This window comes from Burkholderia cepacia, from assembly GCF_001718835.1.
Classification (GTDB): Bacteria; Pseudomonadota; Gammaproteobacteria; order Burkholderiales; family Burkholderiaceae; genus Burkholderia; species Burkholderia cepacia_F.
The window spans coordinates 1,554,429-1,572,035 of the sequence record NZ_CP013443.1 but is presented as its reverse complement, the minus strand read 5'-3'; the positions used below and the strand labels follow the sequence as shown (position 1 = coordinate 1,572,035).

At 65.7% G+C, this 17,607-nt stretch carries 16 protein-coding genes and 1 tRNA gene; 3 read left to right on the top strand and 14 right to left on the bottom strand.

The genetic code is table 11. The annotated features are described in order from the left end of the window. Nucleotides 1-22 precede the first annotated feature (22 nt). The 8 genes from thrS to WT26_RS10615 form a co-directional block, all read right to left on the bottom strand. Nucleotides 23-1,930, bottom strand: a complete 1,908-nt coding sequence (gene thrS / locus WT26_RS10655) for a threonine--tRNA ligase (protein WP_059727221.1) — start codon at nt 1,928-1,930, stop codon at nt 23-25. 271 nt (nt 1,931-2,201) lie between these two features. Then, a tRNA-Val gene (locus tag WT26_RS10650) sits at nt 2,202-2,278 on the bottom strand. Between the two features lie 88 nt (nt 2,279-2,366). Beyond that, a complete protein-coding gene (locus tag WT26_RS10645; protein ID WP_069273731.1) occupies nt 2,367-4,604 on the bottom strand; it encodes a RelA/SpoT family protein in 2,238 nt (745 codons plus the stop codon). A 48-nt stretch (nt 4,605-4,652) separates the two neighbouring features. Then, nucleotides 4,653-5,006, bottom strand: coding sequence for a RidA family protein (locus tag WT26_RS10640; protein WP_021162422.1), 354 nt, complete (start codon nt 5,004-5,006; stop codon nt 4,653-4,655). Nucleotides 5,007-5,083: 77 nt separating this feature from the next. Beyond that, nucleotides 5,084-5,980 (bottom strand): alpha/beta fold hydrolase, encoded by an 897-nt coding sequence (locus tag WT26_RS10635; protein WP_069272828.1) that lies wholly within the window; start codon nt 5,978-5,980, stop codon nt 5,084-5,086. A 150-nt stretch (nt 5,981-6,130) separates the two neighbouring features. Continuing rightward, nucleotides 6,131-6,544 carry a LysR substrate-binding domain-containing protein gene (locus WT26_RS38395; RefSeq protein WP_230461618.1) on the bottom strand — a complete coding sequence of 138 codons (414 nt, stop codon included), beginning with the start codon at nt 6,542-6,544 and terminating at the stop codon, nt 6,131-6,133. Between the two features lie 42 nt (nt 6,545-6,586). Continuing rightward, nucleotides 6,587-7,228 (bottom strand): CoA transferase subunit B, encoded by a 642-nt coding sequence (locus WT26_RS10620; protein WP_021162427.1) that lies wholly within the window; start codon nt 7,226-7,228, stop codon nt 6,587-6,589. Nucleotide 7,229: 1 nt separating this feature from the next. Continuing rightward, nucleotides 7,230-7,934, bottom strand: coding sequence for a CoA transferase subunit A (locus WT26_RS10615; protein ID WP_069272826.1), 705 nt, complete (start codon nt 7,932-7,934; stop codon nt 7,230-7,232). Nucleotides 7,935-8,157: 223 nt separating this feature from the next. On the opposite strand from WT26_RS10615, the gene WT26_RS10610 reads away from it, so the two are divergent. Beyond that, nucleotides 8,158-8,703 carry a PAS and helix-turn-helix domain-containing protein gene (locus WT26_RS10610; protein ID WP_069272825.1) on the top strand — a complete coding sequence of 182 codons (546 nt, stop codon included), beginning with the start codon at nt 8,158-8,160 and terminating at the stop codon, nt 8,701-8,703. A gap of 33 nt (nt 8,704-8,736) precedes the next feature. On the opposite strand, the gene WT26_RS10605 is transcribed toward WT26_RS10610, so the two are convergent. Then, entirely contained in the window at nt 8,737-9,168 is a 432-nt protein-coding gene (locus WT26_RS10605) for an acyl-CoA thioesterase (protein WP_069272824.1), read from the bottom strand. Nucleotides 9,169-9,216: 48 nt separating this feature from the next. Beyond that, a complete protein-coding gene (locus tag WT26_RS10600) occupies nt 9,217-9,999 on the bottom strand; it encodes an SDR family oxidoreductase (protein WP_011351770.1) in 783 nt (260 codons plus the stop codon). 179 nt (nt 10,000-10,178) lie between these two features. Here WT26_RS10600 and WT26_RS10595 point away from each other — a divergent pair, with 179 nt between their 5' ends. After that, nucleotides 10,179-11,852 (top strand): electron transfer flavoprotein-ubiquinone oxidoreductase, encoded by a 1,674-nt coding sequence (locus WT26_RS10595; RefSeq protein ID WP_069272823.1) that lies wholly within the window; start codon nt 10,179-10,181, stop codon nt 11,850-11,852. A gap of 130 nt (nt 11,853-11,982) precedes the next feature. Here WT26_RS10595 and aroC read toward each other — a convergent pair whose 3' ends face one another. From aroC to WT26_RS10580, 3 genes are all read right to left on the bottom strand, one after another. Then, entirely contained in the window at nt 11,983-13,083 is a 1,101-nt protein-coding gene (gene aroC / locus WT26_RS10590; protein WP_059902404.1) for a chorismate synthase, read from the bottom strand. 149 nt (nt 13,084-13,232) lie between these two features. Further along, on the bottom strand, nt 13,233-15,167 hold the full coding sequence (locus WT26_RS10585; protein WP_069272822.1) for an MFS transporter: 1,935 nt from the start codon (nt 15,165-15,167) through the stop codon (nt 13,233-13,235). 142 nt (nt 15,168-15,309) lie between these two features. Beyond that, nucleotides 15,310-15,774 (bottom strand): CBS domain-containing protein, encoded by a 465-nt coding sequence (locus WT26_RS10580; RefSeq protein WP_069272821.1) that lies wholly within the window; start codon nt 15,772-15,774, stop codon nt 15,310-15,312. A 151-nt stretch (nt 15,775-15,925) separates the two neighbouring features. On the opposite strand from WT26_RS10580, the gene WT26_RS10575 reads away from it, so the two are divergent. Next, a complete protein-coding gene (locus WT26_RS10575) occupies nt 15,926-16,243 on the top strand; it encodes an Mpo1-like protein (RefSeq protein WP_021160807.1) in 318 nt (105 codons plus the stop codon). 16 nt (nt 16,244-16,259) lie between these two features. Here WT26_RS10575 and WT26_RS10570 read toward each other — a convergent pair whose 3' ends face one another. Continuing rightward, nucleotides 16,260-17,588: a YihY family inner membrane protein gene (locus WT26_RS10570; protein ID WP_069272820.1), complete on the bottom strand. Its 1,329-nt coding sequence runs from the start codon at nt 17,586-17,588 to the stop codon at nt 16,260-16,262. Nucleotides 17,589-17,607: the final 19 nt, after the last annotated feature.

Genomic DNA, 17,607 nt, shown 5'->3' with positions numbered 1-17,607 from the left:
ACGAGCCGCGCTGCCAGGGCGGTTACTTGAACGAGCGCAGGTCTTCCTGCAGACGCTCAACGAAGGCTTCGACCGGCATCACGCCAAGATCGACGCCGCCACGGGCACGCACGGCTACCGTTTGCGCATCACGCTCCTTATCACCCACGACGAGGAGATAAGGCACCTTTTCCAGCGTGTGCTCGCGTATTTTATAGCTAATCTTCTCGTTGCGCAAATCGGCCGCCACTCTAACCCCTTGTTTTTGCAACGATTGGGCCAGAGACTGCGCATATTCGGCCTGACTTTCGGCGATATTGAGCACAACTGCCTGGAACGGCGCGAGCCAGGCAGGCATTGCACCAGCGTGGTGCTCGATCAAAATGCCGAGGAAACGCTCCATCGAACCGACGATCGCACGGTGCAACATCACCGGCCGGCGACGGCTGCTGTCGTCGGCAACATACTCGGCGCCGAGACGCTCCGGCAGCACCATGTCGAGCTGCAGCGTGCCGCACTGCCACGAACGGCCGAGCGCATCCTTGATGTGGTACTCGATCTTCGGGCCGTAGAACGCGCCTTCACCCGGCAATTCTTCCCACGTCAGACCGCAGGCGGTCAGTGCGTCGCGCAGGCCCTGCTCGGCGCGATCCCACGTCTCGTCCGTGCCCGCACGCTGATCCGGGCGCAGCGACAGCTTGATGTCGATGTGATCGAAACCGAAGTCCTTGTACACGCTCATCGCCAGCGTGTTGAACGCGATCGACTCCGAGATGAACTGGTCTTCCGTACAGAAGATGTGCGCATCGTCCTGCACGAAGCCGCGCACGCGCATCAGGCCGTGCAGCGCGCCCGACGCCTCGTTGCGGTGGCACGAACCGAATTCCGCGTAGCGCAGCGGCAGGTCGCGATACGAGCGCAGGCCGTGCTTGAACACCTGGACGTGACCCGGGCAGTTCATCGGCTTGATCGCGTAGTCGCGCTTCTCCGACTCCGTCGTGAACATGTTCTCGCGGTAGTTCTGCCAGTGGCCCGACGCCTCCCACAGCGAGCGGTCCATGATCATCGGCGTCTTGATCTCGAGGTAGCCGGCTTCGTTCACGCGGCGGCGCATGTACTGCTCGACCTGCTGCCACAGCGCCCAGCCCTTCGGATGCCAGAACACCATGCCGGGCGACTCTTCCTGCATGTGGAACAGGTCGAGCTGCTTGCCGAGCTTGCGGTGGTCGCGCTTTTCCGCTTCCTCGAGCATGTGCAGGTACTGGTCCTGGTCTTCCTTCTTCGTCCAGGCCGTGCCGTAGATGCGCTGCAGCTGCTCGTTCTTCGAATCGCCGCGCCAGTACGCGCCCGCGACCTTCATCAGCTTGAAGACCTTCAGCTTGCCCGTCGACGGCACGTGCGGGCCGCGGCACAGATCGGTAAAGCCGCCGTGCGAATACAGCTTGATTTCGTCGCTTTGCGGAATCGATTCGATGATCTCGGCCTTGTACTTCTCGCCGATGCTGCGGAAGTAGCCCGCCGCTTCGTCGCGCGACACGACGCGGCGCGTCACGGGCTCGTCCTTCTTCACGAGCTCCTGCATGCGCTTTTCGATCTTCTCCAGATCTTCAGGCGTAAACGGACGGTTGTACGAGAAGTCGTAATAGAAGCCGTTGTCGATCACGGGGCCGATCGTCACCTGCGCGTCCGGATACAGTTCCTTCACCGCGTATGCGAGCAAGTGCGCCGTCGAGTGGCGGATGATGTCGAGGCCGTCGGCATCCTTGTCGGTCACGATCGCGAGCGACGCGTCGCGGTCGATCACGGCCGACGTATCGACGAGCTCGCCATCGAGCTTGCCACCAAGCGCAGCCTTCGCAAGGCCGGGACCGATCGAGGCTGCAACCTCGGCAACTGTCACCGGATGCTCGTATTGTCGAACTGAGCCGTCAGGCAAGCGTATCGAAACCATAGCAATCTCCGTGATGCCGACAGTGGGCGGCAGACCAGGTACGCGACATGAAAATCGCGCGGGAAAATTTCGCGACAAAAAAAATGCGGCCCCGCTTTCGAGGGGCCGCATTCGATACTTCACTCAGACTGAAAGGGCGAAAGGGTTCCTCGACTAGCGTCGCTCCGAAAAGGTTTCGGTCAACGTTCGCGGTGTCATAACCGTATTCGCCTTGTTCGCGTTGAGTTATTTGCTGCATCGAATACCCGGATACCGGGCATTCTCAATTCGTTGGTAGGCTCGATTGGACTCGAACCAACGACCCCCACCATGTCAAGGTGGTGCTCTAACCAGCTGAGCTACGAGCCTAGAGAAGCTAAGATTATATGGAGCTGCAATTCACTTGGCAAGCATTTTTATGCAACCGCAGCAAAATAATGCCGATCCGGCCCCGGCCTCACGCCTTTCGGCCGGCCCGCACGACGCCTTGCACCTCGCCGAGCAGCGTGCACGCGCGCTGCACCTGCGCCGAGTTCGACACCTCGACCGTGAATTGCATGAATGCCGCATTGCGGCGGCTCTGCGTCTTCACACCCACCACGTTCATCTTCTCGCGCGCGAACACTTCGGAGATGTCGCGCAGCAACCCTTGCCGGTCGCTCGCCTCGATCATCAGGTCGACCGGATAGACGGACGCACCGCGCCCGCCGAGTACGTCGGCCGACCAGGTCGTCTGCAGCACACGCTCCGGCGCGCGCTCGACCATCCGGCGGAACGTCGGGCAATCGGTGCGGTGGATCGACATCCCCTTGCCGCGCGTGACGAAGCCGCTGATCGGGTCGGGCGGCGCCGGACGGCAGCAGCGCGCGAGCTGGGTCAGCAGCGCGTCAACGCCCACGACCAGCACGCCGGTCGACGCGCCGTGCGCCACGCTCGCGCCGCTGCTGCGCTTCTCGAAATCGGCGGGCGCTTCGGGGGCCGGCTCCGGCGGCGGCGCATCGGACAGCGCGTGCTCGACATTGCGCAGGCTGAACTCTTCCTTGCCGACGACCGAGAACAGCTCCTCGGGCGACTTGAAGCCGAGCTTCGCGGCGAGATTGTCCAGGTTGACCGATGTCTTGCCCTCGCGCTGCAGCGTCTTTTCGACGAGCGCGCGGCCATGCGAGATGTTTTCTTCCTGCTCGATCGAGTTGAACCATGCACGCACCTTCTGACGCGCACGCGGGCTCTTCATGTAGCCGAGCTGCAGGTTCAGCCAGTCACGCGACGGCCCGCCCTCCTTCACCGCGACGATTTCGACCGTCTGGCCGTTTGCGAGCGGCGTGTTGAGCGGCACCATCGCGCCGTCGACGCGTGCGCCGCGGCAGCGATGGCCAAGCTCGCTGTGCAGGTGGTACGCGAAATCGACCGGCGTCGCGCCCTGCGGCAACGCGATCACACGCGCCTGCGGCGTCAGCACGTAGATGTGGTCGTCGTCGAGCGACGTCTCGCGCAATTGCGCCCACGCCTTGTCGCCCGACTTTTCCGCGCCGTCCTCGACGTCATCCTTCCACGCGAGCAGCTGCCGCAGCCATGCGATCTTCTCGTCGTACTTGTCGCTCGCCGAGAACTGGCCGCCGTAGCCGCGCGCGCCGGCCTCCTTGTAGCGCCAGTGCGCAGCGACGCCGTACTCGGCGAAACGGTGCATCTCCTGCGTGCGGATCTGCACTTCGAACGCGCGGCCGTCATCGCCGATCACGACCGTGTGCAGCGACTTGTAGCCGTTCGGCTTCGGCCGCGAGATGTAGTCGTCGAATTCCTTCGGCACCGGCTGCCACAGATGATGCACGATGCCGAGCACCGCGTAGCAATCCTTGATGTCCGGCACGATCACACGAAACGCGCGCACGTCGTACAGCTCGGAGAAATCGAGCTCCTTGCCGCGCATCTTGCGCCAGATGCTGTAGATATGCTTCGGCCGGCCGCTCACGTCGGCCTGGATGTTCGCGTCCGCCAGCTCCTGCTGCAACCGGTCGATCGCCTGCGTGACGTACGCTTCGCGCTCGATGCGCTTCTCGTCGAGCAGCTTCGCGATCCGCTTGTAGGTGACGGGATCCTCGAAGCGGAACGCGAGATCCTCGAGCTCCCACTTCAGTTGCCAGATACCGAGACGGTTCGCGAGCGGCGCATAGATCTCGAGCGTCTCGCGCGCGACGTCGGGCGGCGGGTCGATTTTCGCGGCCGCATAGTAGCGCAGCGACTGCAGGCGCGACGCGAGCCGGATCAACACCACGCGGATGTCTTGCGCGAACGCGAGCAGCATCTTGCGCAGCGCCTCGATCTGCGTACGCCGCTCTTCCGCCGTGTCGCGCCCCGCATCGGGCACCGCGTTCTGCGCGGCACGCAGGCTGACGGTACCGAGCCGCAACAGCTTGCGCACATCGGACACGAGCCGCGCCACTTCGTCGCCGAAACGCTCGGTGAGTTCGCGCTCGGGGTCGCTCAGGTGCGGCGTCAGCACGAACAGCGCGGCCGCCTGCATTGCCGGCGGATCGACGTTCAGCGTGCGCATGATCGACGCCGTGCCCGCCGAGTGATCGGCGAGCAGTTCGCCCGACGACAGGCGTGCGTCGCCGGCCCGCTCGCGCACGAACGCGAGCACGTCGTCGAACGACGGTGCGGCGACGGAGGAAGCGGAAACGGTATCGACAGTCATCATGCAGCCCGGTGAAGCATGGTCGTCAGCGACGACGCTCGGTTCAGGTCAGCTCCGCTGCGCAGCAACGACGACGATCTCGACGAGCAGCGCCGGATCCGCGAGCTTCGCCTCAACGGTGGCACGCGGCGGCGTGTTGCCCTGCGCGACCCAGGCATCCCACTCCGCATTCATGCCGTCGAAATTCGCCAGATCGGAAATGTAGATCTGCACCGACAGCAGATGCGCCTTGTCGCTGTTCGCTTCGGCGAGCAGGCGGTCGATGTGGCCGAGCACTTCGCGCGTCTGGCCCTTGATGTCCTGCGTGGTGTCTTCGGCGATCTGGCCGGCCAGATACACGGTACCGTTGTGGATCGCGGTTTCGGAGAGTCGGGCCCCGACGTGGTGACGAATGACTGCCATGGAATGTTCCGCTTGAATGAATGGATGAATCACCCGGCAGCGCGGCCCGCGCCGTCGAACCGCATATTATGACGCGGTTATGCGCCGCCTTCGACGAAAAACCGCCGCGCGAGCGCAATCTGGTCCGCGCTCATGAACGCCGGCGCATGACCGACGCCGGCAATTTCCGCGTGCGACACATGCCGGCCGCGCCGCGTCATTTCCGCGACCGTCTCGCGCGACAGCAGGTCGGACGTCTCGCCCCGCACGACGAGCAGCGATGCATCCGTCGTCTCGATGGCGCGCCACAGCGCGGCCTCGCCGAGTGCGGCCAGCTCGGGCGTGGTTGCCTTGAACGGCTCGGCAATGCGAGGATCGTAGCGGATCGTCCAGCCGCCTTCGGGCAGTTCGCGCAGCAGCGGCCCGTTGATCTCGCGCCACTCGTCGGCGGTCAGCGGACCGAACGGCAACGACAGCGACGTCAGATAGTCGATGCCCTCCTGCTCGGTCGCAAAGCGCGGCTGCACGCCGAGATATTCGCCGATGCGCGTCAGCGAATCGGGTTCGATGCGCGGGCCGACGTCGTTGACGATCACCCGGCGCAGCGGCGAACCGGCCAGCCCCGCGAACGCCATGCCGATCAGGCCGCCCATCGACGTGCCGAACCAGTCGACCGATTCGACGTCGAGCCGCGCGATCAGCGTCACCATGTCGGCGACGTATTGCGGAATCGCATAGAGCCGCGGATCGGCCAGCCAGTCCGAGCGGCCGCGCCCGACGACGTCCGGGCAGACGACGCGATACGTATCGGACAGCGCTGCGGCGAGCCGATCGAAATCGCGCCCGGAGCGGGTCAGGCCGTGCACGCAAACCAGCACGCGCGGGTTCGCGGGGTCGCCCCACTCGGTATAGGCGACGTGGTGAAGGCCGGCCGCGCTCGCACACTGCACGCGCCGCTGGCGAGGTACCAAGGGGTTCGCTGAAATCGTTGGCATCGTTGGCATCCTGTCGAACGGGCGCTGCGCGGCGGCGCGAACGGCGCGCCGCCCGGTGCGATCGATTGTAAACCGCTTCCGCTCACGGAGCCGTCTCGACGCCGGGCGAGCACCGCCGCATCGTGCGCGCACGCGTGCCCCTGCAACGCATCAGCCGTCGCCCCAGCACCACTCGGCCTGCAACCGCTCCCGCACGAAATCGACGAACGCACGCACGCGTATCGCAAGATGCCGCCCGCCCGGATATACGGCGTGCAACGGCGCGGCCGGCGCCGCGTACGCAGGCAGTACGCGGACGAGCCGGCCCGCCTCGAGATCGGGCCCGACGTCCCAGATCGACTTCAGCGCGATGCCTGCGCCCGCCAGCGCCAGCGTGCGCGCCGCTGTCGCCATTGTCCGGCATCGGCGCCGCCGCGCAAGCCTTCGCGCAACGCGGCGCGACCGTGACGATCGCGTCGCGCGACCCGCACAAGGCGACCGCCGTCGCAGCGTCGCCCTGCGGCCTGGTGCGCCGCGGCCAATGGGCCGCTCATTCGCGGCGCCCGAATGACAAGCGCCCCGCATTCCGTCGGGAATGCGGGGCGCCGAAGGGTGCGGCGGACGCGCTTACGCGACCGCGCTGACGTCGAGCGGCGCGCCCGTCTTTGCCTGGATCTCGTCGGCGCTCACGCCATCGGCGAGCTCGAGGACCTTCAGGCCGGACGGCGTCACTTCGATCACGCCGAGATCGGTGATGATCAGGTCGACCACGCCGACACCCGTCAACGGCAGGTTGCATTCCTCGAGGATCTTGTGCTGATCGCCTTTCGCGACATGCTCCATCAGCACGACGACACGCTTCACGCCGGCAACGAGATCCATCGCGCCGCCCATCCCCTTGATCATCTTGCCGGGGATCATCCAGTTCGCGAGGTCGCCCTGCTTGCTGACCTGCATCGCGCCGAGGATCGCGAGGTTGATGTGGCCGCCGCGGATCATCGCGAACGAATCGGCCGACGAGAAGATCGACGAGCCCGGCAGCGTCGTGACGGTTTGCTTGCCGGCGTTGATAAGATCGGCGTCGACTTCGTCTTCGGTCGGCGACGGGCCGATGCCGAGCAGGCCGTTCTCCGACTGCAGCCACACCTCGACACCTTCCGGCACGTGGTTCGCGACGAGCGTCGGCAGGCCGATGCCGAGGTTCACGTAGAAGCCGTCCTGCAGTTCCTTCGCCGCGCGCGCGGCCATCTGGTCACGATTCCAGGCCATGTCAGTCTCCTTTCGCGCGTACGACGCGTTGTTCGATGCGTTTTTCGGGCGTCGCGTTCAGCACGATGCGCTGCACGAAAATCCCCGGCGTGTGGATGTGATCCGGATCGAGCTCGCCGTTCTCGACGATCTCCTCGACCTCCGCGACGGTGATCTTGCCGGCCATCGCGCACATCGGGTTGAAGTTGCGCGCGGTGCGGCGATAGATCAGGTTGCCCGACTTGTCGGCCTTCCAGGCCTTCACGAGCGCGACATCGGCCGTCAGCGACGGCTCGAGCACGTAGTGGCGATCGCCGAACTGGCGCGTTTCCTTGCCTTCCGCGATCACGGTGCCGTAGCCCGTGTTCGTGAAGAACGCCGGGATGCCCGCGCCGCCCGCGCGCAGCTTTTCGGCGAGCGTGCCTTGCGGCGTGAATTCGAGTTCGAGTTCGCCGGCCAGGTACTGGCGCTCGAACTCCTTGTTCTCGCCGACGTACGACGAGATCATCTTCTTGATCTGGCGCGTTTCCAGCAACAGGCCGAGGCCGAAACCGTCGACGCCCGCGTTGTTGCTGATGCAGGTGATGCCGTTGACGGCCGAATCGCGCAACGCCGCGATCAGCGCCTCCGGAATCCCGCACAGGCCGAAGCCGCCCACCGCGAAGGTCTGTCCGTCACGGACGATCCCTTCCAGCGCGGCGGCCGCGCTTGGATAGACTTTGTTCATCAGTTGTCCCTTCCTCTATGGAAACCAGCGAAACCGGTTCACGCGCCACGTGGCCCGCAAGCCCGCCGCATCATTCTATGCATGCGCGGCAACACCTGCCGCGACGACGCGCTTCTTCTTGTGCCGCGGCAAGCGCCGCGAGATGCCTGAAAGGGTACGATGCGGCGCGGATGCGGCACAATACGCAAAAATACATAAGCGTTTGCCTCCGCTTGCCTGCGCCATGCCCGCTCTCGATTACCAGACTGCCTTCCACCTCGCGCCGCTCGGCCTCGTGCTGTCGCGCGACCGCGTGATCGAGGACTGCAACGACGCGCTCGCGTCGATCTTCCGCTGCGTGCGGGCCGACCTGATCGGGAAATCGTACGAGGTGCTCTACCCGTCGACGGACGAATTCCAGCGCATCGGCGAACGTATCGCGCGCGTGATGGCCGCGAACGGCATCTATTCGGATGACAGAATCATGAAACGCGCGGACGGCGAGCTGTTCTGGTGCCACGTCACCGGCCGCGCGCTCGATCGCACCGCACCGCTCGCGGCGGGCGTCTGGACCTTCGAGGATTTGAGCGCGACGCGCCGGGTCGCCGTCGAACTGACCCCGCGCGAGCGCGAGATCGCCGCCCAGCTCGCGACCGGCAAGACCAGCAAGCAGATCGGGCGCGTGCTCGACATCAGCTCGCGCACGGTCGACATCTACCGTGCGCGGCTGATGCGCAAGTACGGGACGGGGAATACGGCCGAGCTGCTGCAGCGTCTGCTCGGCCATTGAGCGGCGCGACGCAACGGCCGTCGCGCCCGGACTTCAGCCGATCCTGGCGGCGAGCGCGCGCTCGATCGTGTCGCGCAGCAGCTGAGGCAGCGGCACCGACTTGCCGAGCGCGTAGTCGACCCACACGCAGCGCGCGTTGCCGCGCGCATAGACGTGCTGCGGATCGTCCGCGCGCGTGAGCTCGAAACCGGTGTCGAAGCTGCTCCGGCCGGGTTTCGCGGCCGACATCTTCGCGATCACGTCGCCCGGATAGTGCAGTTGCTTGAGGAATTCCATCGACGCCGTGACGATGACCGGCCCCTGCCCCTCGCCGTTGCCGCCGGCGATGCCGAGCTCCTCGAACCACGAGATCCGCGCCTGCTCCATGTAGCGGAAATAGACCGTGTTGTTCACATGGCCGAACGCGTCCATGTCGCCCCAGCGGATCGGCATCGACATCTCAAATACGGGGGAATAATCGCTCATTGCAGTCTTCTTTGTTGCTGAGTGTTGCTGTTGCTGTGAAGCGTCCGCTCAGGCGAGGCCGAAGCCGTCGTCGGCGGAGATGATCGAGCCATTGATGAACTGCGACTCGTCGGCCGCGAGCAGCAACAACAGCCCGTCGAGATCCTGCGGCTTGCCGACGCGCCGCCGCGGCAGCATCGACTGCAGCTTCTGGCCCTGCTCGGTTTCCCACAGGTAATGATTGATTTCGGTATCGATATAGCCCGGACAGATCGCGTTGACGTTGATCCCGTGGCGCCCCCACTCGAGCGCCATCGCGCGCGTCATCTGCACGACCGCGGCCTTGCTCATCGCGTACAGCCCGATCTGCGGGAACACGCGCAGGCCGGCCACCGACGCGATGTTGATGATCCGGCACGGCGGCTTGCCGTTGCCGCTGCCGTTCGCGCGCATGATCATCCGCTTCGCGACTTCCTGCGCGACGAAAAACGCGCCGCGCGTGTTGGTGTCGAACACGAACTCGAAATCGGCCGGCGTGACGTCGACGAGCTTCTGCATCGTCGAGACGCCCGAATTGTTCACGAGGATGTCGATCGTGCCGGCCTCCGTCTCCGCATGCGCGACGGCCGCCTTGATGCTCTGGACGTCGGTGACGTCGAGCGACACGACGTGCGCAGCGCCGCCCGCCGCCTCGATCTCGGCACGCAACTCCTTCAGGCGCTCGACGCGACGGCTCGCGAGCACGACCTTCGCACCGGCCTGCGACAGCACCTGCGCAAAACGCTGCCCCAGGCCGCTCGACGCCCCCGTGACCAGCGCAACCTTGCCTTCCAGATTGATCGAACGACCCATTTGCACATCCCCTTTCGATGTCGTTTCTCCGCCGCGGACGGCCAGACGCCATGCGGCATTACCCTAGCACAAAAATAGAACGATCGTGCTAATCTAGCCGCATGCTGTTGCGGCAAGCGTTTCGTTTCGCAGACAATACGCTCCCGAATAAAAGCATTCTAACGGTTAGAGGAACGCCAATGACCCCCGCAAGCCTCATCGAGCAATACGGCCCGCGCGAATCGATGGAATACGACGTCGTGATCGTCGGCGGCGGCCCCGCCGGGCTGTCGGCGGCGATCCGGCTCAAGCAGCTGGCCGCCGAGAAAGGCACCGAGATCGGCGTGTGCGTGCTCGAGAAGGGTTCCGAGATCGGCGCGCACATCCTGTCGGGCGCGGTGATGGACCCGCGCGCGATCACCGAGCTGTTCCCCGACTGGAAGGAACGCGGCGCGCCGCTCGACGTCGAGGTGACGGAAGACCGCTTCCTGTTCCTGTCCGAGAAAAGCGCGGTCACCACGCCCAACTGGGCGCTGCCCGCCAACTTCCAGAACCACGGCAACTACGTGATTTCGCTGGGCAACGTCACGCGCTGGCTGGGCCAGCAGGCCGAAGCGCTCGGCGTCGAGATCTTCCCGGGTTTCCCGGCCGCGGAGATCCTGTACAACGACGACGGCTCCGTGAAAGGCGTCGCCACCGGCAACATGGGCGTGGGCAAGGACGGCGAGCCGACCGAGAACTTCCAGCTCGGCATGGAGCTGCACGCGAAGTACACGCTGTTCGCCGAAGGCTGCCGTGGCCACCTCGGCCGCCAGCTGATCTCGAAGTACAAGCTCGACGCGAACGCCGATCCGCAAGCGTACGGGATCGGCATCAAGGAGCTGTGGGAAATCGATCCGGCCAAGCACAAGCCGGGCCTCGTGATCCACACGGCCGGCTGGCCGCTGAAGTCCGACACCTACGGCGGTTCGTTCCTGTACCACATGGACAACAACCAGGTCGTGGTCGGCTTCGTGGTGGGCCTGGGCTACACGAACCCGTACCTGTCGCCGTTCGAGGAATTCCAGCGCTACAAGACGCATCCGTCGATCCGTGCGTTCCTGGAAGGCGGCAAGCGCGTGTCGTACGGCGCGCGCGCGATCACGGCGGGCGGGCTGCTGTCGCTGCCGAAGACGGTGTTCCCGGGCGGCGCGCTGATCGGCGACGACGCGGGCTTCCTGAACGCGTCGCGGATCAAGGGCAGCCACGCGGCGATCAAGACCGGCATGCTGGCCGCCGACGCCGCGTTCGACGCAGTGCAGGCCGGCCGCCAGTCGGACGAGCTCAACGCGTACCCGGATGCCTTCAAGCAGTCCTGGCTGTACACCGAGCTGTACCGTGCCCGCAACTTCAAGCAGTGGATGGCGAAGGGGCTGTACCTCGGTACGCTGATGGTCGGGCTCGAGCAGAAGGTGATGGGCGGCAACGTGCCGTGGACGCTGCACCACAAGCATGCGGATCACGAGATGCTGAAGCCGGCGTCGCAGTGCACGCCGATCGAGTATCCGAAGCCGGACGGCAAGCTGACGTTCGACCGGCTGTCGTCGGTGTTCATCTCGAACACGAACCACGAAGAGAACCAGCCGGCGCACCTGACCTTGAAGGATGCGAACGTGCCGGTGAACGTGAACCTGCGCACGTATGCGGGGCCGGAGGGGCGCTTCTGCCCGGCGGCCGTGTACGAGTTCGTGAAGAACGACGACGGCAGCGATCGGCTGGTGATCAACGCGCAGAACTGCGTGCACTGCAAGACCTGCGACATCAAGGACCCGACGCAGAACATCGTATGGGTCACGCCGGAAGGCGGCGGCGGGCCGAATTACCCGAACATGTGACGTGCCGGAAAACGCCGCCTCGAGCGGCGTTTTTCTCGCCGCTCAAACGAAACGGGGTGCTGCTCGACGCAGCACCCCGTTTTACATGGATTCGACGGCCGGCCTCCTGCGCAGCGGCGCCCGAGTCGTATCAGGTCGCGCTACCGGCGATCTTCGGCGTCGTCGTCTCGACGTCCCCGCACTGTGCGCGATGGCGCAACGCGTGATCGATCAGCACCAGTGCGAGCATCGACTCGGCGATCGGCGTCGCGCGGATGCCGACGCACGGATCGTGGCGGCCGAACGTTTCCACCGTCGCTTCGTCGCCCGACTTCGTGATCGAACGGCGCGGCGTGCGGATGCTCGACGTGGGCTTGATCGCGATCGACACGGTGATGTCCTGCCCCGTCGAAATCCCGCCGAGCACGCCACCCGCATGGTTGCCGACGAAACCGGCCGGCGTCAGCTCGTCGCCGTGCACCGAGCCGCGCTGCGCGACGCTGTCGAACCCCGCACCGATCTCGACGCCCTTCACCGCGTTGATGCTCATCATCGCCTTCGCAATATCGGCATCGAGACGGTCGAACACGGGCTCGCCCCAGCCGACCGGCACGCCGGAGGCAACGACGTCGATGCGCGCACCGATCGAATCGCCCTCCTTGCGCAGCGCATCCATGTACGCCTCGAGCTCCGGCACGACCGCCGCATTCGGCGAGAAGAACGGATTCTCGTGGACGTGCGACCAGTCGACGAACGGCACGTCGATTTCGCCAAGGCCGCTCATGTAGCCGCGCACCTCGACGCCGAAGCGCTCGCGCAGCCACTTCTTCGCGACCGCACCCGCGCCGACGATCGGCGCGGTCAGGCGCGCGGACGAACGGCCGCCGCCGCGGTAGTCGCGGATGCCGTACTTCTGCCAGTAGGTGTAGTCGGCGTGGCCGGGACGGAACGTCTCGACGATGTTGCCGTAGTCCTTGCTGCGCTGGTCGGTGTTACGGATCAGCAGTGCGATCGGCGTGCCGGTCGTCACGCCTTCGAACACGCCCGACAGGATCTCGACCTCGTCAGCCTCCTGCCGTTGCGTCACGTGACGCGACGTGCCCGGCTTGCGGCGATCGAGCTCGAGCTGGATGTCGGCTTCCGTCAGCCCCATTCCCGGCGGGCAGCCGTCGATCACGCAGCCGATCGCGGGACCGTGCGATTCGCCGAAGGTCGTGACAGTGAAAAGCGTGCCGAGGGTATTGCCGGACATGATGGAACCGCCCAAAGAGAGATAGGCAAGCGGTTTGTCGAAATATAGACAGACCTCTATCTTGCCGGTCGTGAAATATAGAAAGACCTACATTATGCCAGCCGTCCCGGCGGCGCGGGCCGCGCGATGCGGCCCCGCCCTGCCCGCCGCTACTTCCGCGCGCCGCGCAGTTCGGTTACCGCGGCCTGCAGCGACTCGGGCGTCGCGACCGACGCCGGGATCGGCTCGCCGACCGCCAGCGTCAGCCGGCTCATCACGCCGCGCTTGATGGGCCGCGGCCAGCGCGCGTCCGCGTGTCGCGAGAACACGCTGCCCCACAGCCCGCGCAGCGCCATCGGAATCACCGGCGCCGATGTACGGCGGAGGATCTCCGTCACACCGTGATGGAACGTGTTGATGTCGCCCGTCCTGGTCAGCTTGCCCTCGGGGAAGATGCACACGAGTTCGCCGTCCTTCAGCGCGGCCTCGCACAGGTCGTACGCACGCGCAAGCATCGCGGGATCCTCGTGGCGCGGCGCGATCGGGATCGCCTTCGCATGCCGGAACACCCAGCTCGCGAAGCGCGTCCTGAAGATCCGGTGATCCATCACGAAACGGATCGGGCGCGGGCTCGCGGCGGCCAGCACGAGCGCATCGACGTAGCTGACGTGGTTGCACACGAGCACGGCCGCTCCTTCCGCCGGAATCCGCTCCGCGTGCACGAGGCGAATCCGGTAGAACGTGTGGACGAGCACCCACGCGACGAAGCGGAGCAGGAACTCGGGCACGAGCAGATAGATGTAGGCCGCGACCACGACATTGAGCAGCGCGGTGACGAGGAAGATGCCCGGAATGCTGACGCCCACCTTGGTCAGCCCCATCGCCATCACGGCCGACAGGATCATGAACAGCGCGTTCAGGATGTTGTTCGCGGCGATGATCCGCGCGCGGTGCGTCGGCGCGCTGCGGCTCTGGATCAGCGCATACAGCGGCACGCTGTAGAAGCCGCCGAACATCGCGAGCAGGAACAGGTCCGCCAGGATGCGCCAGTGGCGCGCGCCGGCCAAGAATTCGCCGACGGACAGCAGATGGCCGGGCGACGGCAGCGCGCGGCTCGCGAAATACAGCTCGATCGCGAACACGCTGATACCGATCGAGCCGAGCGGCACGAGGCCGATCTCGACGCGCCGCTGCGACAGCCGTTCGCACAGCAGCGAACCGAGGCCGATCCCGACCGAGAACGTCGCGAGCAGGATCGTGACGACGTCGGGGCTCGCGGACAGCACGTCCTTCGCGAAATTGAAGAACGACGTGAGGAACGTCGCGCCGACGAACCACAGCCACGAAATGCCGAGCAGACTGAGAAACACGGTGCGGTTCTGGCGTGCGAGCCCGAGGTTGCGCCAGGTCTCGCTGACCGGATTCCAGTTGATCACGAGATCGGGCTGCGGCGCCGGCGTGGAAGGCACGCGCTGCGCGACCAGACGCCCCGCGATCGCGATGACGAGCACGCTCACCGCGAGCACGCGCTCGCCGGCACCTTCGATGCCCGCGGCCGCGCCGCCGATGATCGTGCCGATCAGGATCGCGATGAACGTGCCCATCTCGACGAGGCCGTTGCCGCCGACCAGCTCATGCTCGCCGAGATGCTGCGGCAGGTACGAATACTTGACGGGCCCGAACAGCGTCGAGTGCATCCCCATCATGAACGTGCACAGATACAGCAGCGGCGCGCTGTGCATGACGAAGCCGGCCGCGCCGACCAGCATCAGCACGATCTCGAAGGTCTTCACGAAACGCGTGAGGGTCGCCTTGTCGTATTTGTCGGCGATCTGGCCGGACGTCGCCGAGAACAGCACGAACGGCAGGATGAAGATCGCGGAAATCAGGAAGGCCGCCGTCTTCGCATCGACACCGGCGAACCGCGCGGTGTGATAGGTGACGAGCGACGTGAAGCCGATCTTGAAGACGTTGTCGTTCAGCGCACCGAGGAACTGGGTCGTGAAGAACGGCGCGAAACGGCGCTCGCGCAGCAGGTCGAACTGCGACGCGTGGGCGTGCCGTTCGCTGCGGCGCTCTGACGAGACTGACGTGTGATCGCTCATGCGGAATACGCGCGCGCCGTCTGGGCGACGCTGCGCGGGCCCTGGTTATCGGAGGAAAGGCAGCGCCGCAGGCGCAGGCCTGGCCCGCGCCGCCGCGCTGGACGGAGGCACCCGCGCCGGACGGGCGGCGCGGGCACGGCGCTCAGCCGGCGACCGGCTTGTGCGCTTCGGCTTCCGATTCCGGCCAGTCGCGGATGTACGCCTTCAGCATCCGGTTCTCGAAGCTCTGCGCCTCGACGACTGTCTTTGCGACGTCGTAGAACGAAATGACGCCCATCAGCACCTTCTTGTCGAGCACCGGCATATAGCGCGCATGGCGCTCGAGCATCATCCGGCGCACTTCGTTGACGTCCGTTTCCGGCGTGCACGTGAGCGGCTCGTCCATCACCTTGCGCACCTGCACGTCGCCGATCGCGCCGCCGTTCACGTGCAGGCGCAGGATGATCTCGCGGAACGTGAGCATGCCGACGAGATCGCCGTACTCCATCACGACGAGCGAGCCGATGTCGTGCTCGGCCATCGTATCGACCGCTTCGCGCAGCGGCTTGTCGGGCGTCACCGTAAACAGCGTGTTGCCCTTTACTTTCAGAATATCGCTGACGCGCATCGTAGTCCCCTCATGCTTGAATGCAAAACCGCTTTCGATCCTATCGGAAAGCCTGTCAAAAGGAAAGCGGAGGCCGGCCAGCCGGCACGCTTGCGGCCGCCCGCCGCTCGCCGCACAATGGCCCCATGAACAGCGGCCCGAGGAGACGGCCATGGCGCATACGCATACGGAGCAATTCGCCAGCTTCGCCGATTTCTACCCGTATTACCTGAACGAACACCAGAACCTGACGTCGCGGCGGCTGCACTTCGTCGGCTCGCTCGGCGTGATCGGCTGCGTCGCGATGGCGATCGCGACCGGCGACTGGCTGTGGCTGCCGGCGGCGATCGTCTGCGGCTACGGGTTCGCGTGGGTCGGACACTTCTTCTTCGAGAAGAACCGCCCGGCCACGTTCCGGCACCCGATCTACAGCCTGATGGGCGACTGGGTGATGTTCAAGGATATTTGCACCGGCAAGATCCCGCTGTAACGGCGAGGCACCCCGCTCACGCGGGCCGCGGCGGCCGCGCGTGCGGGTCCGCGCTCCCCGGCGCGGGCGCGATCGCCGCGGCGGCCGGATGCGCGTCCGCGTGCCGGTGCGCGGCGATCAGCGACGCGAGCGACACGTCGAAGCGGTCGCTCGACAGCACCGCGAGCAGCGCCGCGCCGTCGACGTGGCTGCGGCGTCGCTGCAACTGGTAGGTCAGCTCCATGCGGTCGATCACCAGCACGTCGAATAACTGCGCGAGCGTCAGCTGCTCCGGGTTCGCGAGCAGCACGTAACGCTGCGCGCCGTCGCCGCCTTCCAGCCGCGCGATCCATTCCCGCTCCTCCATCGTCGTCAGCAGGCGCTGCGCGGTTTCCATGTCGCAGCGCAGCATGGTCGCGAGCCGCATCGCCGTGTAGCCGCGCTTGCCGGCCGTGCGCGCTTCGGCCAGCCGCGCGAGCATTTCCAGTGCGTCGAGCAGGTCGCTGCCCGGATAGTGGATGCGGTGGAACTGGCCGACGCGGATCGCCGGCAGCGCGGAGGCCACCATCGCGCCGAGCAGCGCGATGAACCAGCTCAGGTACACCCATAACAGGAACACGGGCAACGCCGCGAACGCGCCGTATACGGCCGTATAGGTCGGAATGCGCCGCACGTAGTAGCCGAAACCGCGCTTCGCGAGCTCGAACGCGATGGCCGCGAACAGCCCGCCGATCACCGCGTCGCGCCATGCGACCGTGCAGTTCGGCAGGTACACGTACAGCAGCGTGAACGCGAGCACCGTCAGCGGCAGCGACACGAGCGCCAGCAGCCACTCGACGATCGACGTCGACGGCCCCGCGCCGGTAAACGCAAGCGACTGCGTGAACAGGTACGACGAGATCGACAGGCTCACGCCGAACAGCAGCGGGCCCAGCGTGATCAGCGCCCAGTACGCGAGCACGCGCTGCGCGAACGGTCGCGGCTTGCGTACCCGCCAGATCAGGTTGAACGCCGACTCGATCGTCATCATCGTCATCACCGACGTGACGACGAGCACGATCAGGCCGGCCGTCGTCAGCCCCTTGGCCTTCGACGCGAACTGGTTCAGGTACTTGAAGATCTGGACGTTGAACTGCGCGGGCATCAGGTGATCCGCGAGGAACCCCTGCAGCGAGATCTGGAACGATGCGAACATCGGGAACGCGGTGAACAGCGCGAACGCGACCGTCACGAGCGGCACGAGCGCCAGCATCGTCGTGAAGGTCAGGCTGCCCGCCACTTGCGGGATGCGATCCTCGGCACTGCGCCGGGCTGCGAACTGCGCGAGGCGCTTGAGGGTGTCGAGATCGACGCTCAACTTCGGCAAACGGCTTCTCCTTCTTGAT

Bases quoted from the DNA above. Each gene is read 5' to 3' on its own strand.
- thrS (WP_059727221.1), bottom strand. From the start codon at position 1,930: ATGGTTTCGATACGCTTGCCTGACGGCTCAGTTCGACAATACGAGCAT.
- WT26_RS10645 (WP_069273731.1), bottom strand. From the start codon at position 4,604: ATGACTGTCGATACCGTTTCCGCTTCCTCCGTCGCCGCACCGTCGTTC.
- WT26_RS10640 (WP_021162422.1), bottom strand. From the start codon at position 5,006: ATGGCAGTCATTCGTCACCACGTCGGGGCCCGACTCTCCGAAACCGCG.
- WT26_RS10635 (WP_069272828.1), bottom strand. From the start codon at position 5,980: ATGCCAACGATTTCAGCGAACCCCTTGGTACCTCGCCAGCGGCGCGTG.
- WT26_RS38395 (WP_230461618.1), bottom strand. From the start codon at position 6,544: ATGCGGGGCGCTTGTCATTCGGGCGCCGCGAATGAGCGGCCCATTGGC.
- WT26_RS10620 (WP_021162427.1), bottom strand. From the start codon at position 7,228: ATGGCCTGGAATCGTGACCAGATGGCCGCGCGCGCGGCGAAGGAACTG.
- WT26_RS10615 (WP_069272826.1), bottom strand. From the start codon at position 7,934: ATGAACAAAGTCTATCCAAGCGCGGCCGCCGCGCTGGAAGGGATCGTC.
- WT26_RS10610 (WP_069272825.1), top strand. From the start codon at position 8,158: ATGCCCGCTCTCGATTACCAGACTGCCTTCCACCTCGCGCCGCTCGGC.
- WT26_RS10605 (WP_069272824.1), bottom strand. From the start codon at position 9,168: ATGAGCGATTATTCCCCCGTATTTGAGATGTCGATGCCGATCCGCTGG.
- WT26_RS10600 (WP_011351770.1), bottom strand. From the start codon at position 9,999: ATGGGTCGTTCGATCAATCTGGAAGGCAAGGTTGCGCTGGTCACGGGG.
- WT26_RS10595 (WP_069272823.1), top strand. From the start codon at position 10,179: ATGACCCCCGCAAGCCTCATCGAGCAATACGGCCCGCGCGAATCGATG.
- aroC (WP_059902404.1), bottom strand. From the start codon at position 13,083: ATGTCCGGCAATACCCTCGGCACGCTTTTCACTGTCACGACCTTCGGC.
- WT26_RS10585 (WP_069272822.1), bottom strand. From the start codon at position 15,167: ATGAGCGATCACACGTCAGTCTCGTCAGAGCGCCGCAGCGAACGGCAC.
- WT26_RS10580 (WP_069272821.1), bottom strand. From the start codon at position 15,774: ATGCGCGTCAGCGATATTCTGAAAGTAAAGGGCAACACGCTGTTTACG.
- WT26_RS10575 (WP_021160807.1), top strand. From the start codon at position 15,926: ATGGCGCATACGCATACGGAGCAATTCGCCAGCTTCGCCGATTTCTAC.